Source organism: Streptomyces sp. NPDC008079 (genome assembly GCF_042957385.1).
In the GTDB taxonomy this organism is placed as follows: domain Bacteria; phylum Actinomycetota; class Actinomycetes; order Streptomycetales; family Streptomycetaceae; genus Actinacidiphila.
Genome location: NZ_JBIBIC010000022.1, coordinates 134,513 through 151,946, shown reverse-complemented (window position 1 = coordinate 151,946; position 17,434 = coordinate 134,513). Strand labels below are relative to the sequence as shown.

14 protein-coding genes and 1 pseudogene are annotated in these 17,434 nt (G+C 71.6%); all 15 read right to left on the bottom strand.

Going from position 1 to position 17,434, the window contains the following annotated elements:
- Positions 1–152: 152 nt before the first annotated feature.
- Positions 153–1,331, bottom strand: coding sequence for an acyl-CoA dehydrogenase family protein (locus ACFZAM_RS32790; RefSeq protein ID WP_355335444.1), 1,179 nt, complete (start codon positions 1,329–1,331; stop codon positions 153–155).
- A gap of 196 nt (positions 1,332–1,527) precedes the next feature.
- Complete coding sequence (locus ACFZAM_RS32785) at positions 1,528–2,889, bottom strand: LuxR C-terminal-related transcriptional regulator (protein WP_391051282.1); 1,362 nt, start codon at positions 2,887–2,889, stop codon at positions 1,528–1,530.
- A gap of 64 nt (positions 2,890–2,953) precedes the next feature.
- The gene (locus ACFZAM_RS32780) at positions 2,954–3,598 is read right to left on the bottom strand and encodes a hypothetical protein (protein WP_355335450.1); all 645 of its coding nucleotides are present in this window, start codon (positions 3,596–3,598) and stop codon (positions 2,954–2,956) included.
- Positions 3,599–3,776: 178 nt separating this feature from the next.
- Positions 3,777–4,370 (bottom strand): NAD(P)H-dependent oxidoreductase, encoded by a 594-nt coding sequence (locus ACFZAM_RS32775; RefSeq protein ID WP_355335452.1) that lies wholly within the window; start codon positions 4,368–4,370, stop codon positions 3,777–3,779.
- Positions 4,367–5,692, bottom strand: a complete 1,326-nt coding sequence (locus ACFZAM_RS32770) for an MFS transporter (protein WP_391051279.1) — start codon at positions 5,690–5,692, stop codon at positions 4,367–4,369. The genes ACFZAM_RS32775 and ACFZAM_RS32770 overlap by 4 nt, the downstream gene beginning before the upstream one ends.
- A gap of 61 nt (positions 5,693–5,753) precedes the next feature.
- Entirely contained in the window at positions 5,754–6,716 is a 963-nt protein-coding gene (locus tag ACFZAM_RS32765; RefSeq protein ID WP_391051276.1) for an LLM class flavin-dependent oxidoreductase, read from the bottom strand.
- Positions 6,717–6,729: 13 nt separating this feature from the next.
- Positions 6,730–8,298 carry a carboxyl transferase domain-containing protein gene (locus ACFZAM_RS32760; RefSeq protein ID WP_391051274.1) on the bottom strand — a complete coding sequence of 523 codons (1,569 nt, stop codon included), beginning with the start codon at positions 8,296–8,298 and terminating at the stop codon, positions 6,730–6,732.
- Positions 8,299–8,353: 55 nt separating this feature from the next.
- Positions 8,354–10,473 (bottom strand): annotated as a pseudogene (locus tag ACFZAM_RS32755) (SDR family oxidoreductase).
- 2 nt (positions 10,474–10,475) lie between these two features.
- Positions 10,476–11,414, bottom strand: coding sequence for an SRPBCC family protein (locus ACFZAM_RS32750; protein WP_391051272.1), 939 nt, complete (start codon positions 11,412–11,414; stop codon positions 10,476–10,478).
- A 142-nt stretch (positions 11,415–11,556) separates the two neighbouring features.
- Entirely contained in the window at positions 11,557–12,342 is a 786-nt protein-coding gene (gene fabG, locus ACFZAM_RS32745) for a 3-oxoacyl-ACP reductase FabG (protein ID WP_355335464.1), read from the bottom strand.
- A gap of 11 nt (positions 12,343–12,353) precedes the next feature.
- Positions 12,354–12,626 (bottom strand): acyl carrier protein, encoded by a 273-nt coding sequence (locus ACFZAM_RS32740; protein ID WP_355335466.1) that lies wholly within the window; start codon positions 12,624–12,626, stop codon positions 12,354–12,356.
- Between the two features lie 177 nt (positions 12,627–12,803).
- Positions 12,804–14,024 carry a ketosynthase chain-length factor gene (locus tag ACFZAM_RS32735; protein WP_355335468.1) on the bottom strand — a complete coding sequence of 407 codons (1,221 nt, stop codon included), beginning with the start codon at positions 14,022–14,024 and terminating at the stop codon, positions 12,804–12,806.
- Entirely contained in the window at positions 14,021–15,301 is a 1,281-nt protein-coding gene (locus ACFZAM_RS32730) for a beta-ketoacyl-[acyl-carrier-protein] synthase family protein (protein WP_355335471.1), read from the bottom strand. Before ACFZAM_RS32730 ends, ACFZAM_RS32735 begins: the two co-directional genes overlap by 4 nt.
- The gene (locus tag ACFZAM_RS32725) at positions 15,298–15,624 is read right to left on the bottom strand and encodes a TcmI family type II polyketide cyclase (RefSeq protein ID WP_355335472.1); all 327 of its coding nucleotides are present in this window, start codon (positions 15,622–15,624) and stop codon (positions 15,298–15,300) included. The genes ACFZAM_RS32730 and ACFZAM_RS32725 overlap by 4 nt, the downstream gene beginning before the upstream one ends.
- Before the next feature lie 2 nt (positions 15,625–15,626).
- Positions 15,627–17,111, bottom strand: a complete 1,485-nt coding sequence (locus ACFZAM_RS32720) for an FAD-dependent monooxygenase (protein ID WP_391051268.1) — start codon at positions 17,109–17,111, stop codon at positions 15,627–15,629.
- Between the last annotated feature and the right edge of the window lie 323 nt (positions 17,112–17,434).

Sequence of the window (17,434 nt, the reverse complement as noted above, 5' to 3'; positions counted from 1 at the left end):
GGGGGTGGGGGGGGGGTGGGTGGGGGGGGGGGCGGGGGCCCGCCCGCCCCCCGCCCGCCCGCCCCCCCGCCGCCCGCCGCGGGGGGGGGGGGGGGGGGGGGCCCCCCCCCCCCCCGCGCCCGCGTCACGCTCCGCTCAGCGCGGCATGTCGCTCACAGGTACAGCGAGTTGGGCTCAAGGCCGGTCAGGGACCTGCCGTACAGCTCGATGTTGGTGCTCGGCGTGATCAGAGCGTGCAGGGACGTCGCGTGCACGTCCCGCTGGATGCGGGTGATCGGCACGTCCCGGAAGATCGAGGAGCCGCCGCTGGCGGCGGCGAGGATCTCCACGGCCTGCTTGGTCTGCTTGGCGATCCAGCCGATCTGCACCCGGGAGAAGACCCGGTCGTCCTGGGACCACGGCTCGTCCCGCCGGATCTTGTCGGCCAGCAGATCGGCGAACCGGTGGGCGCGGGCCTCGGCGTCCTCGATCAGCAGGGCCGCCTCGCCGACCTGGAGATGCGTGATCGGCGCCTCCAACTGGCTGGGGTAGCTGGTGTACGTCAGCGGCCGGCCGGGGAGCCGCTCCAGGAAGCTGGACAGGGCGTACTTGGCGGCGCCGACGAGCTGGCCCGTCTGTATCACCGTGGCGCTGACCAGCATCGGCACCCGGTAGGCGCCCTTGGCCGCGTTGGCCTGCGACTTCGAGACGTTCTGGTAGAAGTCGGCGCCGGAGATCACCCGGTGGTCGGGGACGAAGACGTCCTTCGCCACGGTGGTCACACTGCCGGAGCCCGCCAGGCCGATGGTGTTCCAGTCGTCGACGATCTCCAGTTCGGAGATCGGGATGAGGGCGAAGACCGGCAGGGTCTCCCCCGCGGGCCCCTCGGGCATCGCCGCGGTGATCTTCCAGTGGGCGTGCAGCACGCCGCTGTTGTAGCCCCAGCTACCGTTGAACAGATAGCCGCCGTCGACCCGGGTCGCCTTGCCGGACGCGGCCGTCGTGCCCGTCACGCGGACATGGGGCTCGGCGAACACCTCGTCCAGCGCCTCGTCGGGCCACAGGCCGACCATCCAGGTCAGCGAGGCGTAGATGGACAGGACGAAGGCGGCCGAGCTGTTGCCCTTCGCGACCTCGGCCAGCACGTCGACGAAGGCGCGCGCGTCCGACTCGTATCCGCCGTACTGCGTGGGCACCTGCATCTTGAGCAGACCCGACGCCTCGATCGCCTCGATGACGTCCTGCGGGAGCCTGCGGTTCTCGTCGATCCACAGCGCCCGGGAGCGCAGCAGGGGCACGAGTTTCCCCGCGGCCTCGACGAGATCGTCCCGGGACGGCGCGGTGGTGGTCATGATGGGTTCCTCCCGATGTGGGTAGCACTTGACGCGCCCGCTGCCGGGCACCGGTATTCCGGACGGTCCGCGCGCTGACATCGCCGGCGGGAAAGGGGAGTTGAGAACGGAATGCGTTCGGTGCTCTGATCACCGACCGACCGTTTTCCCGATCCTCGCACCCTCGGCGAAGCGGCGGCGAAGGAGCCGGGGAAACCTACGGTTCGCCCGCAGGTTTGTGTCGCACTGCCGGGGATTCCCCGACCGCGCTCAGTACCATGACGAGTTCGCCTCTGCCGGAGATGGCGAGTTTGCGGTAGACGCCCGACAGATGGAATTCGACGGTTCTGACGTTGAGGAAAAGGGCTTCCGCAATGCGCCGGTTGCTGTATCCGGCGCGGGCCAGCTGCGCGATTCTGGCCTCCTGCGGGGTGAGTCCGCGCGGGGCGCCAGGTCCGCCCAGCCGGCGCAGCGCGGACTCGGCGCGGTGCGCCCAGAAGGTGTTGCCGCAGGTGCGCGCGACCGCGGCGGCGGCCGTGAACCGGCTCCGCGCCCCGGCCGCGTCCTTGCGTTCGGCCCGCAGCGAGCCGAGGTCGTAGAGGGCCTGAGCCAGCTCGCCCTGGGCGTCGGCCAGGCGGAGCAGATCGACGGCCTCCTCCAGCAGTACGAGGGAGGTCTTGTCGCGGCGCGCCACGGCGACGGCGCGCAGGGCCGTCCCCAGGACGCGCGCCGACCCCCACTTCCGCGCGGCGACGAGTTCGTCCTCGGCCAGGGCGACGGCGAGGTCACGGCGGCCCGCGACCGCGGCCCCGAGCGCGCCCGCCGAACGCCAGGCGACCACCGCGGGATTGTCGATGCCGTGCGAGGCCAGCAGTCGGCCGCTGCTCAGGCAGTCGTCGATCCCCTGCCGGAACTGGCCCGCGGCCAGGTGCAGCGCGCCGCGGGCCGCCAGGACGTGGGCCCGGTCGTGGCCTTCGAGGTCGAGCGCGCCGACCATGCCGTTCTCCTGGAGCACCGTCCACGCGCCGTCGAGGTCGCCGGTCCCGACCAGCGCCTCGGTCAGCCAGACCGCGGCGAGGGGGACGCGGGTACCGGACCGGCCCCGGGCGAGGACCGCGCGCAGAATGCGTACGGCCCCGCTCGTATCCCCTCCGAGCAGCTTGATCCGTGCGCGCAGCAGGGCCAGCGTCTGGCGGTGGCGGACCGAACCCGACCAGAGCGGTTCGCGGGCCAGCCGGGCGCAGTGCGCGCTCGCGGACGAGGTGTCCCCCGCGTACAGCAGGGTCAGTACGGCCTGCCACACGCTGTCGGCGTCGGCTCGCCGCTCGTCCGCGGCGAGCAGGCGCTCGGCCTGGCGCATCGCCGTGGAGCGGTTCACCCCGCGGTGGGCCAGTTCGAGGACGCGGGGGGCCGCGGACACCTCGGTCTCGTCGGGACGCGCGCGCTCGCCGTCGTCGGCGCGGCGGATGCCCGGTGCGGGCGGGTGCGCCGCCGCGTATTCCTCGTGACGCCACCGTGCGACCGCCGAGGGTACCTCGGCGAGACGCAGCGGCGCGGATTCGTTCCTTCCGCCCTGCACGGTGGACTCCGTTCGGTAGGTCGGTGGGCCGATGGGCCGGTGGGCGCGCGGATCTGACGTGGTGTCAGGCAGTGAGGCTGTGCAGGAGGTGGTAGCGCTTGAAGCCGATCGGCCGGACGCCGGGAGTGTCGTGGGTGGCGCGCAGGGTGGCCGCCCGCGTGGCGCCCTCAAGGAACGAGATGTGCGCCTCGTCGCTGGTCCACTCGGCGTAGTTCAGGACGCGGGTGCCGTCGGTGCTGAGGTGGAAGTTGGCCGAGAGCAGGCCGGGGTGCTGCGCGCCGGGGGCGCTTTCGAGGGCGCCCGCGATCGACTCGACGATGTGCTCCTGCGGGGCGGGCCCGTCCACGTCGAAGGTCGCGACCACGAAGCTGGACGGCACCAGCGGCCCCTTGTGCAGCACGATCGCGCGGCGCAGCGTGTACGCGACCGTCGCGGCGCCCGCCAGTCCCGTCAGCCCCGAGGTGAAGTCGCGGTGGGCCGAGGCTCGCGAGGTCTGGAGGTAGGTCAGCACCGTGTCGTCCTCGGTGCTGAGATACGCGGAGGCCGACAGGAGCCCGGTCGGCCAGTCGGCGGCGCGCCACTGCTCGACGGTCTCGGCCACGGCCTCGACCCCGGACTCGCGGTCGGGGACGTGCCACTGCGCGACATGCGCGGCCGTGCTGTCGGCGCGCCGGATGTCCGGCGGTGCGGAGGAGATCTGCTGGGTCATTGCCGTCGTCCTTCCAGAGGACCGGGGTCCGAGGGTCCGGGGGTTCGGGGCGGGAAGCGGGCGGTGCGTGGGGAGTCACCGGCCGGGCGCGCGCTCAGCGCGGGTACGGATCGAGCGCGGGTTCAGCGCGGGTACGAATTGGGCGCGGGCTCATCGCGGGTACGGATCGGGGGCGGGCTCAGCGCGGGTACGCGCGCTCGGCGCGGGCCGCCCGCAACGCGTTGCCCCACCAGTGCAGTTGGTCCAGGAGCAGTCCGGCCGACAGGACGCTCGGCTCCGGGTCGATCAACCGGCCCGCCTCGTCGAAACGGTTTCCCGCCAGGGGAAAGGCGACGTTCTCCCGTACGGTCAGGGTGTGCACCTCGGCGAAGACCTGCCGGAGCTGCTCGACGGCGCGGATGCCGCCGCTGAGGCCGCCGTACGAGACGAAGCCGACCGGCTTGGCGGTCCACTCCTCGTAGAACCAGTCGACGGTGTTCTTCAGCGCGGCCGGGAAGCTGTGGTTGTACTCGGGCGTGACCACGACGAAGGCGTCGGCCGCCACGAGCACGGAACGCAGCGCTTCGCGCGTCCTGGCCGTCTCCAGCGACACGTCCTTGCCGGGCCCCGGCAGGACCAGCGGCAGCGGATGGTCGATCAGATCGACGCTCTGCACGGTGAATTCGGGGCGTTCCTTGACCTGGGACAGGAACCAGTCGGCCACGGCGGGACCGAGCCGCCCGTCACGGACGCTGGCGGTGATGATGGCGAGGGAGAGCTGGTCATCCGTCATGGTGCGACCTGTCTGTGAGGGGTACGGAGTCCGGTCAGTGCGGCCAGCAGGCCGATCCCGGAGACGGCGGTGATCAGGGTCAGCGCCGGGCGGTGACCGTGGTGGGAGCCGAGCAGCGCCGCGGTGGCCGGGAGCATCACGACGGCGCCGACCTGCACGGCGGTCTGGAACAGCGGGACGGCCGCGGCCCGTTCGGCGGGCGGCAGGGCCCCGGTCGCCTGGAGATTGAGGGCCGCGAAGGAGAGCACGAACCCGGCGCCGACCAGAAGGAGCGTCGGCAGCATTCCCGTGAGGTAGGAACCGCTGTCGGGCCGCCACAGGTAGAGGGCGTAGCCCAGCAGCGGTGCGGTCGCGCCGAGGGCGATCAGCCGTCCCGTACCCCACCGCGCCGTCATGGCTCCGGCGAAGGGCACGGTCACGGCCAGCGGCACGCACGCGGGCAGCAGGGCGACCGCCGACTGCCAGGGAGACCAGCCCAGTTGGCGCTGGGTCTGGAAGACGAGCAGCAGCAACAGGCTCTGGTACGTGCCGTTGAGACAGGCCGCGCCGACGGCGGAGCGCAGCAGTTGGCGGTTGCGCAGCAGCGCGGGGGTGACGCGCGGGGCCGGGACGGCGCCCCGGTCGCGCGGGATGATCCGCAGGGCGAAGACCAGCAGGATCAGGGCCACGGGCGCCGGGAAGAGAAAGGTCCAGCGCCAGCTCTCGGTCAGCAGCGCGCCCGACAGCAGCAGTCCGACCGTGAAACCGGCCGCGCCGAACAGGGCGTAGACGGACACCGCCCGCCGCTGCTGCGGTCCGCTGGGGAAGGTGGTGCCGATGATGGCGAGACCGGTCGGTGCGGTGAGCGCCGCGCTGAGCCCCTTGACCACCCGGGTGGTGATCAGCAGGGCCGCGCTGTCGGTGAGTCCGCCGACCACCGAGGCGGCGGCGAAGAGCAGCATCGCGGCGAGGTAGACCCGCCTGCGGCCCAGTCGGGCGTTGAGCCGGGGGCCCAGGACGAGCAGCGTGGCGAATCCGACGGCGAAGCCGCTCATCAGCCACTGCGCCGTCCACAGGTCAAGGCCGAGCGCGGCGCCGATGGAGGGCAGCGCGACGAGCACCAGGGAGACCTCGATCGCGTCGAGGATCATGTTGGCCGACAGGATCAGGAGGACGGTCCAGAGCCGGGCGTCCCAGCGCGTCGATTCCGCCGCCGGTCCTGTTCCCGTGCCCGTGCCCGTTCCCGTTCCCGCTCCCGTGGCCGTGCCCGTGGCCTCGGGTTCGGCATCGGCATCGGCATCGGCATCGGCATCGGAAGAGTCGGTCCACGAGGGAGCTGTCATGAGGGGCCGCCGTGTCTGTGTCGGATGGGGTCGCGGTGTCGGCTTCGGCGTCGGGTCCGGCTCACGGCAGCAGCGCGGGCAGCTTCTCGGTGACGAGCCGGATGTTCTCGGCGACCAGCTCGTCCGGCATCCCGGCGATGCTCGCCCAGAAGATGAGGTGCTTGACCGGCAGGTCACCGGTCAGTTCCTTGATCCGGACGGCCGCGTCCTCGGGGGTGAGGATGTCGAGCAGGCCGCGGGTGTCCTCGGCGTTCGGGTCGCGGAGATCCTCGGCGGTGAGCAGCGGTTCGGACTTCTCCCGGCCCTCCACCGACAACTGCCGGTAGGAGTTGACCTGGTGGGCCAGGTGCGGCGCGACCTGGTGCCACGCCTTCTCCGGGTCCTCGGCGAGGATGATGGGCATCAGGTCGCTGACCCGGGCCGCCTGCGGGTCGTGGCCCGCCTCGACCAGGCCCTTGCGGTAGTGCTTGAACATGGGGCGCGAGATGTGCAGCAGCCCGATGCCCAGCTCGCCCGCGAGCTTCGCGCCGCGCGGACCGTAGAAGCCGCCCCACAGCGGCGGCGGGTCCTGGATCGGCAGCGGCGAGATCACCCGCTCCTGCCACAGGCGCAGGATCTCGCGGATGTTGCGGCCGGTGCCCGCGAACCGGCGGCCGAAGTCCGCGCCGAACAGCTCGTATTCGGGCACCCGGTACCCTGCGCCCAGGCCGAGTTCGAGCCGGCCGCCGCTGATCAGGTCGACGAGCGCGGCCTGTTCGGCGAGGTCGACGGGGTGGTGCAGCGCGGGCAACACCACCGAGGTGCCGATCCGGGCCCGCCGGGTGCGCGCGGCGACGGCCGCCGCGACGGTCAGCGGCTGCGGCAGATAGCCGTCCTCGAAGCGGTGGTGCTCGGTGAACCACAGGCCGCCGACACCGCGTTGGTCGGCCTCTTCGCAGAGTTCCAGAGTATGCGCGTAGTGGTCGGCCCACGGCCGGTGCCACTGCTCGGGGTTGCGCAGGTCGAAGAGGAGTCCGACGTCCATGCCACGATCCTTTTCACTGGGGTGGGTTGCCGTGCTTGCGGTGCGGCAGGTCGGCGCCCTTGGCGCTGAGCATGTTCAGGGCGCGGCAGAGCACCGGCCGCGTCAGGCGCGGGTCGATCACGTCGTCGACGAGGCCGCGTTCGGCCGCGTAGTACGGATGGACCAGCTCGTCGCGGTACTCGGCGATCTTCTGGGCGCGCATGGCGGCCGGGTCCTCGGCGGCGGCGATCTCGCGCCGGAAGACCACGTTGGCGGCGCCCTCGGCGCCCATGACCGCGATCTCGTTGGTGGGCCAGGCGAAGGCCAGGTCGGCGCCGATGGAACGGGAGTCCATGACGATGTACGCGCCGCCGTACGCCTTGCGCAGGATCAGTGAGACCCGCGGCACGGTGGCGTTGCAGTACGCGTAGAGCAGTTTGGCGCCGCGCCGGATGATGCCGTTGTGCTCCTGGTCGACGCCGGGCAGGAAGCCGGGGACATCGACGAGGGTGACCAGCGGGATGTTGAACGAGTCGCAGAACTGGACGAACCGGGCGCCCTTCTCACTGGAGTCGATGTCCAGTACGCCCGCCATCGCCGCGGGCTGGTTGGCGACCAGGCCCACCACCCGGCCCTCCAGCCGGGCGAGCGCGCAGACCAGGTTGGGCGCGAACGCGGCGTGCACTTCGAGGAATTCGCCGTCGTCGACGATCTCCTCGATCACCCGCCGGACGTCGTAGGACCGGTTGCCGTCGGCGGGCACCAGGTCGAGCAGTGCCTCGGACTCGCGGTCGGGCGGATCCGCGGTGATGGCGCGCGGCGGCAGTTCGCGGTTGTTGGCGGGCAACAGCGAGAGCAGATAGCGGACTTCGGCCAGGCAGGTCTCCTCGTCGTCGTAGACGAAGTGGGCGACCCCCGAGGTCGCGGCGTGCACGTCCGCGCCGCCGAGACCGTTCTGGGTGATCTCCTCGCCGGTCACCGCCTGGACCACGTCCGGGCCGGTGATGAACATCTGCGAGGTCTCCCGGACCATGAACACCAGGTCGGTGAGGGCCGGACTGTAGGCGGCTCCGCCCGCGCACGGGCCGAGCATCACGCTGATCTGCGGGATCACCCCGGAGGCGCTGGTGTTGCGCCGGAAGATCCCGCCGTAACCGGCGAGCGCCGAGACGCCCTCCTGGATACGGGCGCCCGCGCCGTCGTTGAGCGAGACCAGCGGGGCGCCGGCCGCGATGGCCAGGTCCATGATCTTGTGGATCTTCTCGGCGTGCGCCTCTCCCAGCGCGCCGCCGAAGATCCGGAAGTCATGGGCGTACACGAAGACCGTCCGGCCCTCGACCGTGCCCCAGCCGGTGACCACACCGTCGGTGTGCGGCTTCTTCGCCTCCAGGCCGAAGCCGCTGGCGCGGTGCCGCCGCAGCCCTTCGACCTCGGTGAAACTGCCCTTGTCCAGGAGCAGTTCGATCCGCTCCCGCGCGGTGAGCTTGCCGCGTGCGTGCTGTCGTTCGGTCGCCCGCGGATCGGGTCCCTGCCGGACCCGTTCCTTCAGGGCGCCGAGTTCGGACGTGCGGTCCGCGATGCTTCCCGGGACGTCTGTCGGCATGCCGGGCCACCTCCTCTCCCGTTCGATTCGGTCGGTTCCTGCTCCCCTTGGGCGGTCAGCCCAGCAGCGTGCCGCCGGTGGCGTCGATGAAGGCGCCGGTGATCCACCGGGCCTCGTCGGTGGCGAGGAAGGTGACCACGTCCGCGACGTCACCGGCCTTGCCGACCCGCTTGAAGGCCGAGAGCTGAGCCATCTGCTCGACCGCCTCGGGGATGTCGAAGACGGCGCTGCCGTTGTCGGTGATCCCGGGCGCGACGCTGTTGATGGTGATGCCGCGCGGCGCCAGGTGGCGGGCGAGGTGCAGGGTGAGCTGCTCGATCGCGCCCTTGGTCATCGCGTACGCGACCTGGTCGGGGTTGGCGACCCGGGTCAGGCCGGACGAGATGTTGATGATGCGACCGCCCTCGGGGATCTGCGCCAGGGCCCGCTGCACGATGAGGTACGGGGCCTTGGCGTTCACCGCGAAGAACAGGTCGAGTTGCTCCGGGGTCACGTCCTCGGGTGCGATGCCGCTCGCGCTGGTCGCACCGGCGTTGTTCACCAGGATGTCGAGGGTGGTGCCGCCGGACCGCTCCTTGAGGCCCTTCTCCAGGCCGAGGAAGAGTTCGTGCACATCGCCGGGCGCGCCCAACTCCGCGCGGACGGTGAACGCCTGGCCGCCGTCCTTCTCGATGAGTTCGACGGTCTCCTGGGCCGCCGCCTCGTTGGCGGCGTAGTGCACGGCGACCAGCGCGCCCTCCCGGGCCAGCCGTACGGCGATGGCGCGGCCGATGCCGCGGCTGGAGCCGGTGACGAGCGCCGTCTTGCCGATGAGCCTGCTCATGATGCCTCTCCTGGGGTGACGTCATCTGTGGTGGTCTGGTGTGGTGCCGCGGGGCCGGACGCGTCGGGGCCGACGGGGTCGCGGTCGGCCGGACCGGGTTCGGCGGGGTCGGGGGCGGCGGCGCCGAGGCCGCTGATCGCGCGGGCCAGATGGCGCCGGGCCGAGTCGATCTCCAGCAGTTGGCCGAAGACCGACCGCAGGCCGTCCACTTCGGGACCGCCGAGCAGCAGCCGGGCCTGGGCCTGGATGTTGGTGAGCGTCGCGGCGCCGATCCGGTGCCGGGTGTCGTGGTAGCTCTCCAGCAGGGCCGAGCCGCTGTCCTCGCTGCCCCCGTCGCCCTTGGCGATCTGTTCCGCGAGCTTGCAGCCGAGGTCGGCGGCGTCCTGGAGGCCGAGGTTGAGCGCCTGGCCCCCGACGGGCATCTGCACGTGGGCCGCGTCGCCCGCGAGGAGCACCCGGCCCTTCACATAGCGGGTGGCCTGGATCGTGGTGTTGTCGAAGGCGTTGAGCCAGACCGGGGTGCCGGCGCCGATGTCCTCGCCGGTCACCAGGGACCAGGCCCGGACGACCTCGTCCAGGCTCGGGGCGCCGGTCCGCCGTCCGGGGCCGGTGCCAGTTCCGGTGCCGGTGCCGGTGCCGGCTTCGGCTTCGGCTTCGGCTTCGGCGGACGGACCGCTGCCTTCGCCGTGCACATGGACCATCACCCGCGTGCTGCCGTCGGGCCAGCGGAAGGCGGTGGCGAGCCCGTTCGGATGCCGCTCGAAGCGCCGGTTGGGGATGTCGATGCCCGCGAGGTCGGCCCGGAGCATCTCCAGCGTGCCGTCCCCGCCGTCCACCTCGAATCCGGCCAACTGCCGTACGGTGCTGCGCTCGCCGTCGCAGCCGACCACGTAGGAGGCGGTCAGGACGCCCGGTTGGGAGCCCAGTTGGATGAACCCGGCCTCCACCCGGTCGGTCCGCGAACGCAGGCCCGTCACCGCGTGCCCGCGCAGCACCCGCGCGCCCAACTCCGTGGCCCAGGCGTACAGCACGGCCTCCAGACGCGCCTGGGCGCACTTCCACTGCCCGGCCCAGCGGTGGCCGGGAGCCGCCGCGGTCAGGTCGAGGCGCAGGCCGCCGAAGTGCCCGGGGCCGCCGCTGGGCAGCGTGCCCAGCCGTGACAGCAGCCCGCGCTCGTCCAGGATCTCCATCGTGCGGGTGTGCAGCGTGGACGCCCGGGACTCGGTGGTCGGTTCGGTGAGCTGCTCCAGCACGGTCACCCGCGCTCCGCCGAGGCGCAGTTCACCGGCGAGCAGCAGCCCGACGGGTCCTGCTCCGACCACGACGACATCGGTGTCCAGTGGGCCCGCCATGCTCAGCGCCGCGCTTCCGCGTGCTCCTTGGCGTGGTTCAGCGTGGCCCGGCTGTTGTTGCCGAGCGCCTCACGGATGAACCGGCGCGCCTCCTCCACCCCCGCCTCGGGGCCGAGCACCTTGCCGATGTTCTCGGCGTTGAGCACGACGGTGTGCTGTGAGGTGGCGGTGGTGACCCCGTCCTCGCCCTCCTCGAAGGTCCAGTAGCCGGTGTGCAGGTCGAGCAGCGCGGGCAGCGTGGTCTGCTTGTAGGCGATCTTGTGGTGGGGGAAGCAGACCCGGACCGACTCGGTGGTGTGGGTCGAGCCGTCCTTGGTGAGCGTGTCCATCCGCAGGGTCTGGAGGCCCGGGGTGTCCTCGGTGAGTTCGACCTTGGCGACGTGCGGCAGCCGCTCGGTCCACAGGTGGGCCTCGTTGACGAAGTCGAAGACGTCCTTGGCCGCGCCCTCGACCCGCACGCTGTCCTCGAAGGACAGGCTCAGCCCGGCGTCCTGCGCCGACAGCTCCAAGTTGGTCTTCAGGCCCGGCAGTTCGGCCCGGCTGTTGCGGTCGACCGCCTCGTCGATCCATCGCAGACCCTCGGGGTCGTCGTCGATCGCGCGGTAGCTGTGCAGCAGCCGTACCCGCGACTCCCGCTCCCCCAGCCGCTCGATGATCCAGGTGCCGGTCATCTCGGCCACCGGGGGCGCCGAGACCTCCTGCCAGAAGCGGATACGCAGGGCATCGGGGTCCAGCGTCCGCCGCGAACTCCAGTTCTTGGCCTCGCCGTTGGCGGTGGCCCAGATCCGGATGCGCTCCTCGTTCCCGTCGCGTTCGAGGTAGTCGACGTAGACGGACGGCGGGAACAGCCGGGGCCAGTTCTCGACCTCGGCGAGCAGCCGGTAGACGTCGGCGGCGGGGGCCCGCACGGTGATCTCGTGTTCGACCTCACGGGTCGTCATGTCACAGCTCCGATCGGTGGTGGAAAGGACCGCGGGACCGGGCGGTCGTCCGCGGTCGGTCAGGGGCCGGTCAGGGGTCAGGCAGCGGTCGGGCAAAGGGCAAACGGGATCGGCCGGAGATCGGCCGGAGATCAGCCAGGGTTCAGAAGTTGCCGAGGCCGCCGCAGACGTTGAGCGCCTGCGAGGTGATGGAGGCGGCGGTGTCGGAGGCGAGGTAGCCGACCAGTCCCGCCACTTCCTCGGGCGAGGAGTAGCGGCCGAGCGGGATCTTGGACTGGAACTTCTGGAGGATCGCGTCCTCGCTCGTGTCGTAGGCCGCCGCGTATCCCTGCCGGACCCGCGCCGCCATCGGCGTCTCGACGTAGCCGGGGCAGACCGCGTTGACCGTGATCCCGGTCGGCGCCAGCTCGTTGCCCAGGGCCTTGGTGAAACCGACGACGCCGTGCTTGGAGGCGGAGTACGGGGCGCCGAGCACCACGCCCTGCTTCCCGGCGGTGGAGGCGATGTTGATGATCCGGCCGCGGCTCTTGTCGCGCAGACCGCCCGTGTTCAGCACCTCACGGGTGACCCGGAAGACGCTGTTCAGGTTGGTCTCGATCACGTCGTACCACAGCTCGTCGGTGATGTCGGCGGTCACTCCGCCGCCGCTGCGGCCCGCGTTGTTGACGAGCACGTCGATGGTGCCGAAGCGGTCGACGGCCGCCTGGACGAACGACCTGACCTCCTCGTCGCTGCGGATGTCGACGACCGCGCCGTCGACCTCCAGCCCCTCGGCGCGCAGTTCCTTGACGGTGGCCGCGACGTTGTCGGCGTTGCGGGCGCCGATGAAGACCCGGTGCCGCTGGCCGGCCAGCAGGCGGGCGACCGCCAGGCCGATACCGCTGGTCGCGCCCGTCACCAGGGCGACCCGCTCCGTGTTCTGCGACATGTGCCGTCTCCTCAGACGCTCGGGGCAGCGGAGAGCTGCGAGTTGACGGCGTCGATGAGGCCGCGCGGTGTGACCGCGTCGGTCAGGGCGGAGTCGTCGAGCGAGATGTCGTACTCACGCTCGATCCGGCTGCCGGTCTCCAGCAGGGCGAGCGACTCGTAGCCGAGCGCCTGGAACTCGGTGTCGATGATGTCGCCGCTCAGGTCGACGCCCTCCTCTTCGCCCGCGGCCTCCAGCAGGATGCGGCGGAGGTCGTCGAGGGTGAACGGGCTGGTGGTGGACATGTCCGGTGCCTTTCGTGGTGGGGATGGTGGCCGGGGCGCGAAGGCCGGAGCCCGCGGTGGCCGGTGGTCCCGGCGGCGGGCGGCCTCAGCGGTCGGCGGCGGGTGACTACAGCGGTCGGCGGCAGGTGGCTCCAGCCGTCGTGGGCGGGCGACAACAACCGTCGGCGCCGGGTGGGTTCAGCGGTCGGCGGCGCGTACGACGAGGGCCGAGTTGAATCCGCCCTGGCCGCGGGCGAGCACCAGGGCGGTGCGTACGGGCGCGGGGCGCGGGGCGCCGACCACCAGGTCGATGTCGTACCGGTCGGCCAGGGCCGTGCCGATGGTCGGCGGGATCACGCCGTCGCGGATGCTCAGCAGCGCGGCGGCGACGTCCAGCGGCGCGGCGCCGGAGTAGAGGCGGCCGGTCATGGTCTTGGGCGCGGTCACCGGGACCCCGTGCGGGCCGAAGGTCTTGGTGATGGCCTCGGCCTCGATACGGTCGAGTTCGGGGATCGCGGCGGCGTCCGCGAAGACCACGTCCACCTCGTCGGGGCCGGTGCCCGCGTCCAACAGCGCTTCCTCGATGGCCCGTTCGATGCCGGGCGCCCGGCCGCTGCCCGGCCGGGGATCCATGGTGGCGGCGTGGCCGACGAGTTCGCCGTAGATGTTCCCGGCGCCTCGGGCCCGCGCGTGCTCGGCGTCCTCGACGACCAGCAACGCGCCGCCCTCGCCGGGCACATGGCCGCGGGCGGACGCGTCGAAGGGCAGGTAGGCGCGCTCGGCGTCGTCCCCGGTGGCCAGCCGTCCGCCGGCCAGTTGGGCCACCCACCCCCAGGAGCAGATCGACGCGTCGACGGCGCCGGCCACCACGACCGACGTCCCCTTGCGGATCTGGCGCCTGGCCTGGGCGAGCGCGTCCAGGCCGCCCGCCTGGTCGCTGACGACCACGCTGCTGGGGCCGCGCAGTCCGTGGCGGATGGAGATCTGCCCGCTGTTGACGGCGTAGAACCAGGCGAAGGACTGGTAGGCGGAGACGTACCGGCCGCCCTTGCTCCACAGGGCCTTGAGTTCGTTCTGGCCGAACTCGAAGCCGCCGGAGTGGCTGGCGGTGATCACCCCGGCCGCGTAGGCGGGCAGGTCGTCGGCGTCGATCCCGGCGTCCTTCAGCGACCAGTCCGCGCCCACCAGGGCCAACTGGGTCATCCGGTCGGTCTGCGGCAGCAGCCTGCTGGGCAGGTGCTCGCGGGCGTCGAAGCCGCCGATCTCACCGGCGAGCCGCGACGGGTAGTCCGAGGGGTCGAAACGGGTGATCCGTCCGATGCCGCTGCGTCCTTCGAGGGTGGCGGCCCAGTACTCCTCGACGCCGAGGCCGTTGGGCGCGACGACACCGAGTCCGGTCACCACGGGGTGGGCGTTCATCGAGCGCTCCGATCCGGTCGGGCGAGCACTACCGCGCTCTGGAAGCCGCCGAAGCCGCTGCCGACCGACAGCACCGTGTCCGTACGCCAGTCGCGCGCGGTCAGCGGCACGTAGTCGAGGTCGCACTCCGGGTCCGGGTGGTGCAGATTGGCGGTGGGCGGTACGACGCTGTGCTCCATCGCCAGCACGGAGGCCGCGATCTCGATCGAGCCGATGGCGCCGAGTGAGTGGCCCACCATCGACTTGATGGAGCTGACCGGCGTCCGGTAGGCGTGGTCCCCGAGGCTGCGCTTGAAGGCGGCGGTCTCGTGGCGGTCGTTCTGCTTGGTGCCGGAGCCGTGCGCGTTGATGTAGTCGATGTCCTGCGGATCGATCCTGGCCTCGTCGAGCGCCACCCGGATCGCCTCGGCCATCTCCGCGCCGTCCGGGCGCAGTCCGGTCATGTGGAAGGCGTTGGACCGGGTCGCGTAACCGGCGACCTCGGCGTAGATGTGGGCGCCCCTGCGGCGGGCGCTCTCCAACTCCTCCAGGACGAACACGGCCGCCCCTTCGCCGAGTACGAAGCCGGTGCGGCTGGCGTCGAACGGCCGGGAGGCGTGCTCCGGGTCGTCGTTGCGCGCCGTGGTGGCCTTGATCGCGTCGAAGCAGGCGACGGTGATGGGCGAGATCGGGGCGTCGCTCGCCCCGGCCACGACCACGTCTGCCGCCCCGTCGCGGATCAGGTCGGTCGCGTAGCCGACGGCGTCGAGGCCGGAGGTGCAGCCGGTGGAGACCACCGTGCCGGGCCCCTCCGCGCCCACGGCCCAGGCGACCTCGGTCGCGAAGGAACTGGGCACCAGGAAGTTGTAGAGGTGCGGGACCGCGTACTCGTGGTCGACCAGGTCCAGCCGTCCGCCGTCGCTGACCGCGCGGTACTCCTGGTCGAGGCCGGTGGTGGCGCCGACGGCGCTGCCGATGGTCACGCCCACGCGGTGCGGGTCGACGGAGTCGAAGTCCAGTCCGCTGTCGGCGACCGCCTCGCGGGCGGTGACCACCGCGAACTGCGCGGCGCGGTCCATCCGGCGGATCTCCTGCGGGGTGAGCCCGGACAGTTCGGCGTCGAAGTCCGCCTCGGCGGCGATCTGGGAGCGGAACGGCGCCGGGTCGAAGAACGAGATCCTGCGGGTCGCGGTGCGTCCGTCGGCCAGCAGTTGCCAGAAGTCCTTGACCCCGATGCCGCCGGGGGCCGTGACACCGACTCCGGTGATCACGACGCGGCGGCCGGTCGACCTGCTCACGAAGCGCTCCAGTGGTAGAAGCGCTGGGCCATCGCGTCGGCCGGCGAGCGCCAGGTGGCGGGGTCGTACGCCTCGATGTGCGGCTTGAGGTCGTCGCTGATCCGGATGAACCGGGGGTCGTTCTTGGCGGTCTCGATGCGCTCGCCACCGTTCTCGGCGTCGAAATCCTGGAGGTGGAAGTACAGACCGCGGTACGAGAACAGCTCACGGCGGCGCGTGCCCATCAGATGCGGCATGTCGGTCCCGTCGAAGGCGCCGAATATCCGGGCGACCTCCTCGGCCGAGCCCAGGTTCATTCGGGCGACGATCAGTGTGCTGTGCATCTCTACCTCTCTCGCGAATCGAGTCGGGCGGGACCGAACCAGCGGTCCAGTGCCGCCGGAAGGTCGTAGTGGCTGCCGGGTCCGGCCCACGCCACATAGCCGTCGGGGCGGATCAGCACCGCGGTGGTGCCGTCGAGCGGGTCGGGTCCTTCGCCGCGCGGGACGGCGGTGACGATGTCGATCCGCTCGCGCCAGTCGGCGGCGCGGCGGCGCACGTGCGGGTTGTCGGCCAGGTCGAGCAGGACGCCGCGGCCGGCGTGCAGCAGCGCGGTGCTGCTGGTCGGGCGGCCCCGCACGCTCAGTTCCACATGCGGCATCCGCGCCCCGAGGAGCGGATTGGGGCCGGGTCCCACGTCGTACCGGATCGCCAACCCGCTGACCTGCGCGGCGAGATGGCGGGTCACGTCCTGGTACGCGGTCAGCTCGGCGAGCACATCGCGCAGCGGCTGCGCCTCCTTGCCGCCGAGGATCAACTGGCTCTGCGCGCCGGTGTTGGCGAGCAACTGCCTGCCGACCTCGTGCCGTTCGGTGTGGTACGTGTCGAGCAGGGATTGCGGCGCGGTGCCGCGCAGGACCGCCGCGAGTTTCCAGCCGAGGTTCACCGAGTCCTGGATGCTGGTGTTCATGCCCTGGCCGCCCGCGGGGAAGTGGATGTGGGCGGCGTCGCCGGCCAGCAGGACCCGGCCCCTGCGGTAGTCGGAGACCTGGCGTGCGGCGTCGGTGAAGGCGCTGATCCACACCGGCTCCGCGCCGGAGATGTCGTCCCCGGTGAGCCGCTTCCAGGTGTCGGCGACCTCGTGGAAGAGCGGCGGGCCGCTCCGCCTGCGCGGCGGAGTGCCGCGCTCGCCGACGATGACGCGGTGCACGCCGCCCGCCAGCGGCGCGGACATCACCATGCCGCCGGCCGACAGTTCACCGGTCATGCGGGGCGCCACGTCGATGCCGCGGATGTCCGCGAGCAGCAGTTCGGTGGCGCCCGCGGTGCCGGGGAAGTCGAAGCCGCCGGCCTTGCGGACGGTGCTGCGCCCGCCGTCGGCGCCGATCAGGTAGTCCGCCCGCAGTGTCCGCTCCCCGTCCGGGGTGCCGACGCGTACGGCGACGGACGCGTCCTCCTCCTGGTAGGAGCGGACCTCGTGACCGCGGCGGATCTCGGCGCCGAGTTCGAGCGCCCAGTTCTGCAGAACGGTCTCGGTGACGGACTGGGGCACGGTCTTGGCGCTGCGGTACGGGCCGTCGAGCACGCCGAGGTCCAGCGGGACCCCGCCGAAGTGGCCCTGCTCGCTGGTCGTGAGCTCACCGAAGCGGCGGAGCAGTCCGCGCTGGGCGAAAGTCTCGACTGTTCGAATCGCCAATCCTATTCCGCGTGATTCCGCGGTGGGTCCGGAAAGGCGCTCCAAAACAATGACGTCAATACCGGCCAGCCGCAGTTCCCCGGCGAGTACGAGCCCGGCCGGTCCGGCTCCCGCAATGATGACCGAAGCGCTCATACACCTCTCCCATCTGAAAGGGCAATCGCGTCCGCCGGGTTTCCGTTGGACGCAAATATCGTCCGTCACGCCCTGCCCAGAATTCAAGCAAAAATCTAAAGGGTATCTGAAAATGACCGTCAGAGGAACGTCAAACCGTGTCTTCAGGTTCCTGACACTCCGACCATGAAGCCGACGTCAGGCGCCACACCGCTCGACGGCGATTCATAAGAAACCGTCAAGGGATGTACAGGTTTCTTGACCGAGCACGACCGGCCGCTCCGCCCCAACTGCGCGTATGCGCCGGATAGTTGCGGGAACCTTGCAGGAGTATGAAATGTCCC

Bases quoted from the DNA above. Each gene is read 5' to 3' on its own strand.
- ACFZAM_RS32775 (WP_355335452.1), bottom strand. From the start codon at position 4,370: ATGACGGATGACCAGCTCTCCCTCGCCATCATCACCGCCAGCGTCCGT.
- fabG (WP_355335464.1), bottom strand. From the start codon at position 12,342: ATGTCGCAGAACACGGAGCGGGTCGCCCTGGTGACGGGCGCGACCAGC.
- ACFZAM_RS32750 (WP_391051272.1), bottom strand. From the start codon at position 11,414: ATGACGACCCGTGAGGTCGAACACGAGATCACCGTGCGGGCCCCCGCC.
- ACFZAM_RS32725 (WP_355335472.1), bottom strand. From the start codon at position 15,624: ATGCACAGCACACTGATCGTCGCCCGAATGAACCTGGGCTCGGCCGAG.
- ACFZAM_RS32740 (WP_355335466.1), bottom strand. From the start codon at position 12,626: ATGTCCACCACCAGCCCGTTCACCCTCGACGACCTCCGCCGCATCCTG.
- ACFZAM_RS32790 (WP_355335444.1), bottom strand. From the start codon at position 1,331: ATGACCACCACCGCGCCGTCCCGGGACGATCTCGTCGAGGCCGCGGGG.
- ACFZAM_RS32720 (WP_391051268.1), bottom strand. From the start codon at position 17,111: ATGAGCGCTTCGGTCATCATTGCGGGAGCCGGACCGGCCGGGCTCGTA.
- ACFZAM_RS32765 (WP_391051276.1), bottom strand. From the start codon at position 6,716: ATGGACGTCGGACTCCTCTTCGACCTGCGCAACCCCGAGCAGTGGCAC.
- ACFZAM_RS32760 (WP_391051274.1), bottom strand. From the start codon at position 8,298: ATGCCGACAGACGTCCCGGGAAGCATCGCGGACCGCACGTCCGAACTC.
- ACFZAM_RS32735 (WP_355335468.1), bottom strand. From the start codon at position 14,024: ATGAACGCCCACCCCGTGGTGACCGGACTCGGTGTCGTCGCGCCCAAC.
- ACFZAM_RS32770 (WP_391051279.1), bottom strand. From the start codon at position 5,692: ATGACAGCTCCCTCGTGGACCGACTCTTCCGATGCCGATGCCGATGCC.
- ACFZAM_RS32780 (WP_355335450.1), bottom strand. From the start codon at position 3,598: ATGACCCAGCAGATCTCCTCCGCACCGCCGGACATCCGGCGCGCCGAC.